Source organism: Vibrio sp. Vb1980, from assembly GCF_033338615.1.
In the GTDB taxonomy this organism is placed as follows: Bacteria; Pseudomonadota; Gammaproteobacteria; order Enterobacterales; family Vibrionaceae; genus Vibrio; species Vibrio alginolyticus.
The window spans coordinates 1-611 of record NZ_JAWOSZ010000114.1 but is presented as its reverse complement, the minus strand read 5'-3'; the positions used below and the strand labels follow the sequence as shown (position 1 = coordinate 611).

Below are 611 nucleotides of genomic sequence, written 5' to 3'. Positions count from 1 at the left end.
CGATTTAAAGGGTGCCAATTTTTCTCAAGCTAGCTTCATGAATCAGGTATCGAACAGAATGTATTTTTGTTCAGCTTATATAACAGGTTGTAATCTTTCATACGCCAACTTTGAAAGGCAGTGTATCGAAAAGTGTGATTTGTTTGAGAATAGATGGATTGGCGCAAATCTGAGTGGTGCATCATTTAAAGAGTCTGATTTAAGTCGGGGAGTATTTTCTGAAGGGTGTTGGAGCCAGTGTAGGTTGCAAGGTTGTGATTTGAGCCACTCGGAGTTGTATGGTTTAGACCCTCGGAAAGTTGACCTTACAGGTGTAAAAATCTGTTCGTGGCAGCAAGAACAACTTTTAGAGCAATTAGGTTTAATAGTAGTTCCTGACTAAATTTGATGGTTTGAACACACACATAACAAACGCCTCAAGAGGGACTGTCAACGCGTGGCGTTTCCAGTCCCATTGAGCTGCGGTGGTTTCGGTTGTTGTGTTTGAGTTTAGTTGTTATGCGTTGCCAGCCCCTTAGGCGGGCGTTAGCCCTCAGGAGGAAAAATGAAAATATCCATTATGGCAGCAGTTTCTGAGAATGGAGTAATTGGCTCTGGATTGGATATACCTT

The 611-nt window shown here is 42.2% G+C and carries 1 protein-coding gene and 1 pseudogene; both read left to right on the top strand.

Annotated elements, in window-relative coordinates; all coding sequences use genetic code 11:
- On the top strand, nt 1-382 hold a 382-nt coding region (locus R7F64_RS24045), incomplete at its 5' end, for a Qnr family pentapeptide repeat protein (RefSeq protein ID WP_318072173.1).
- Nucleotides 383-544: 162 nt separating this feature from the next.
- Nucleotides 545-611 (top strand): annotated as a pseudogene (locus tag R7F64_RS24040) (DfrA family trimethoprim-resistant dihydrofolate reductase); the annotation flags it as partial.